This window comes from Acidovorax delafieldii 2AN (assembly GCF_000175235.1).
Taxonomy (GTDB): Bacteria; Pseudomonadota; Gammaproteobacteria; order Burkholderiales; family Burkholderiaceae_C; genus Acidovorax; species Acidovorax delafieldii_B.
In genome coordinates, this window is sequence record NZ_ACQT01000355.1 from 1 (window position 1) to 2,976 (window position 2,976).

4 protein-coding genes are annotated in these 2,976 nt (G+C 69.9%); 1 reads left to right on the forward strand and 3 read right to left on the reverse strand.

The genetic code is table 11. From position 1 onward, the window contains the following. The first annotated feature begins 291 nt into the window (after positions 1-291). Positions 292-1,230 (forward strand): succinylglutamate desuccinylase/aspartoacylase domain-containing protein, encoded by a 939-nt coding sequence (locus ACDELDRAFT_RS20875; RefSeq protein ID WP_005800088.1) that lies wholly within the window; start codon positions 292-294, stop codon positions 1,228-1,230. A 9-nt stretch (positions 1,231-1,239) separates the two neighbouring features. Here the strand turns inward: ACDELDRAFT_RS20875 and ACDELDRAFT_RS20880 are convergent, their stop codons facing one another. The 3 genes from ACDELDRAFT_RS20880 to ACDELDRAFT_RS20885 all read right to left on the reverse strand — a co-directional run bounded on the left by ACDELDRAFT_RS20880 (position 1,240) and on the right by ACDELDRAFT_RS20885 (position 2,850). After that, positions 1,240-1,794, reverse strand: a complete 555-nt coding sequence (locus tag ACDELDRAFT_RS20880) for a DUF924 family protein (RefSeq protein ID WP_005800089.1) — start codon at positions 1,792-1,794, stop codon at positions 1,240-1,242. A gap of 109 nt (positions 1,795-1,903) precedes the next feature. Further along, complete coding sequence (locus ACDELDRAFT_RS26130; RefSeq protein WP_332376105.1) at positions 1,904-2,308, reverse strand: hypothetical protein; 405 nt, start codon at positions 2,306-2,308, stop codon at positions 1,904-1,906. 5 nt (positions 2,309-2,313) lie between these two features. Further along, positions 2,314-2,850, reverse strand: coding sequence for an MgtC/SapB family protein (locus ACDELDRAFT_RS20885; RefSeq protein WP_005800090.1), 537 nt, complete (start codon positions 2,848-2,850; stop codon positions 2,314-2,316). Positions 2,851-2,976 lie beyond the last annotated feature (126 nt).

Here is a 2,976-nt window from a genome sequence, read left to right on the forward strand (position 1 = left end):
GTCGCCGCGCAGCCCGGGCAGTTCACGCAGGCGCTGTGCCAGGGCGCCGTTGCCGGCAATGCGGGCAAGGGTTTCCGACAGGGTGGCAAGGCGGCAGACGGGCATGGCAGCGCGAAAAGTGGGCGCGAGGGGGCCAAGGGCGGAAAGGGTCGCAGGGCTGGCAAGAACGCTGGGCACGCCAGGTGGCATGGCTTGCCGGGCGGATGCCGGGGCATCGTACACCGCAGCGGCGCCGGCGCCGGCGGCGCTTTGCGCATACCATGGCCGCCTGTTCTTGCAGGTGCCCTTGCCATGTCCCAGAATCCGCCCCCTTTCGAAGTGCTGCCCCGCGACCTGTCGGCCTACCGCGAGGGCAATGTCGGCATTGATTACGTGCACCGCTTCACGTCCAGCCGGCCCGGCCCCCATGTGCTGATCAATGCGCTCACCCATGGCAATGAAATTTGCGGCATGGTGGCGGCCACGCACTTGCTGGACACCGGCGTTCGGCCGCTGTGCGGCACGCTCACCGTGAGCTTCGCCAACGTGGCGGCCTACGAGTCGTTCAACCCCGAGCGCCCCTACGACAGCCGCCAGCTCGTGCACAACCTCAACCGCGTGTGGTCGGACGCCGAGCTCGATGGCGCTGCCGACAGCCCCGAACTTCGCCGGGCGCGTGCGTTGCGTCCGGTGGTGGCCGCGGCCGACCACATTCTCGACATCCACTCGACCAGCCAGGACGTGGAGCCCTTCTGGGTGTACCCGGCCTACGCGCGCAATGCCGCGGTGGCCCTGGCGCTGGGAAGGCCCCCGGTGCACCTGGTCATGCCGCAGGGCCTGGGCTCGGGCACGCCGCTCATCCAGCATGGCCGCCATGGCCAGGAAGACGGGCCGGGTGTGGCGCTGGTGGTGGAGTGCGGGCAGCATTTCCGCCGCTCTGCCGCAGACCTGGCCACGGCGGTGGCGCTGGATTTTCTGGCCCACTTCGGCCTTGTCGAAGCAGCGCCTGGTCGCCCGGCGCCCGGCCCGCAGCGGCGCTACGAACTGCTGCAGACCTGCATGGTGCGCACGGACAGTTTTCGCTTCGTGCGCCCGCTGGTGGGCTTTGAGGTGTTTGCCAAGGGCGCGCTCATTGCCACGGACGGCCCCCACGAAATCCGTGCCCTGTGCGATGACTGCACCGTGATGATGCCCACGCGCGAACCCATCGTGGGGCGCGAGGCGGTGTACCTCACCCGCCCGCTCGGGTAGGCGGGGGCGTCAGAACGACGAGCCCGGCTGGGCCAGGAACGCCAGTTCGTCGGCCGTGGAAGCCCGCCCGAGGACCGCGTTGCGGTGCGGATAGCGGCCAAAGCGCGCAATGATGTCGCGGTGCGCAATTTCGAAGCGCAGGTTGTTCTCAAGGCCGGGCTGGGCGAACAGCACCGTGGCCTGTGCGTGGATGGCGGCCGATTCGCTGTGCATGTACGGCATGTAGGCAAACGCCTTGCGTGCTGCGGGCAGCGCTGCGTCGTGGCCGCCGGCCACCAGTTCCTGCGCCAGCGCCAGGGCCTGTGCGTCTTGGGCAAACGCCCGTGGCGTGCCACGGTGGATGTTGCGCGAGAACTGGTCGAGCACCACGATCTCGGCCAGTCGCCCCTGCGGCGTGGCCCGCCAGGCCCACAGTTCGCAGTGCTGCGCTGCCCGCCACGTTGTCCCGAAGCGGGTGCCGATCAGGGCGTCCAGCGCCGCATCCTGCGCGAAATGCTGTGCGGGCGTGAGTTCGTCGAACCAGAAGTGCAGAACCTCGTCTGCAGTCACAATGAAATTTGGCATGAAATGGGGCGCTGGTGCAGATGGGGTGGGCGCCAGCAGCTCCTGTTTCGATAGTGCTGGCTGCGGCACAGCATAGCGCCTGTGCGGGGGGTGCGCCGCGCAAGGGGCTTCACTTGCGCTCATGCAGGCGGATCTTGCCCTCACGCACGTACTGGTCGAACGGGTCCTGCGGAATGGCGGCAGAGCCGGCAGCGTCGTTGTCCGCCGTCCAGCTCAGGGTGGCGCTGTCGCTGGCCTGCGTGATGTCGACAGGCCCTTGCGGGATGGTGAGCGGTGCGCCGTCGCCTGGCCGGTAGAGGTGACGTGCCCGTGGATGGTGGCTTGCGGTGGCATGGCGGTTTCTCCTGGGTGGCGGCGACAGCCGCAGAGTAACTGGGCCAGTGCACGCACGGCTGGCCAGTGCCGGTGTAAGACCACGCCGCAGCCGTCTGCACGCCGATGTCGGCAGGCCCTGCGCTGGCTCCCGCCTGGGCAGGCATTGCAGCGTGGGCCGTGCCGCGCCGTACGGCTCCAAGGGGCTCAGGGGCGGTGGGGTGGGGTGGTGGCCGCGGGGCGGTGCTTGCGCTGGCCGGCCAGTGCGGCGTGCACTGCTGGCATGGCCCACAACACCAGCAGCGCCAGCAGCGTGCTCAAGAGCGCCGTGGCTTCGCGCCCCAGGCCCGCGGCCACGCCGATGGCGGCCGTGAGCCAGATGCCGGCGGCCGTGGTGAGGCCCTTCACCTGGCTTTCGGCGTCGCCCTTGAGAATGGTGCCCGCGCCCAGAAAGCCCACCCCGGCGATCACGCCTTGCAGCACGCGGCTGTTGTCGGCGGGGGCGATGCCCACTTGCTGCGCTACCAGCACGAACAGCGCCGCCCCCATGGCCACGAGCATGTGGGTGCGCACACCCGCCGCCTTGCCAGCATGCTCGCGCTCCCACCCCAGCAGGCCGCCAAGCAGCCCGGCCATGCCCAGGCGCACCACGATGCGGGTGAGCTGCGTGGCATCGGGCACATCCGAGAACTCGGCGGCCAGGGTGCTGGCCACCTGGCTCCACGTATCCGCCAGTTCAGCCATGGCGGTGCCCTGGTCGGGGTGCGCCGGGCGTGCGCGGCGGTGGCGGGGTGAAGGGGCTGATCGGCATGGCAGGCAACGGTGGGCGGCAAGATGGGTGAAAGACGGCGGCGGAAGGCCTGCGCCACG

Bases quoted from the DNA above. Each gene is read 5' to 3' on its own strand.
- ACDELDRAFT_RS20875 (WP_005800088.1), top strand. From the start codon at position 292: ATGTCCCAGAATCCGCCCCCTTTCGAAGTGCTGCCCCGCGACCTGTCG.
- ACDELDRAFT_RS20885 (WP_005800090.1), bottom strand. From the start codon at position 2,850: ATGGCTGAACTGGCGGATACGTGGAGCCAGGTGGCCAGCACCCTGGCC.
- ACDELDRAFT_RS20880 (WP_005800089.1), bottom strand. From the start codon at position 1,794: ATGCCAAATTTCATTGTGACTGCAGACGAGGTTCTGCACTTCTGGTTC.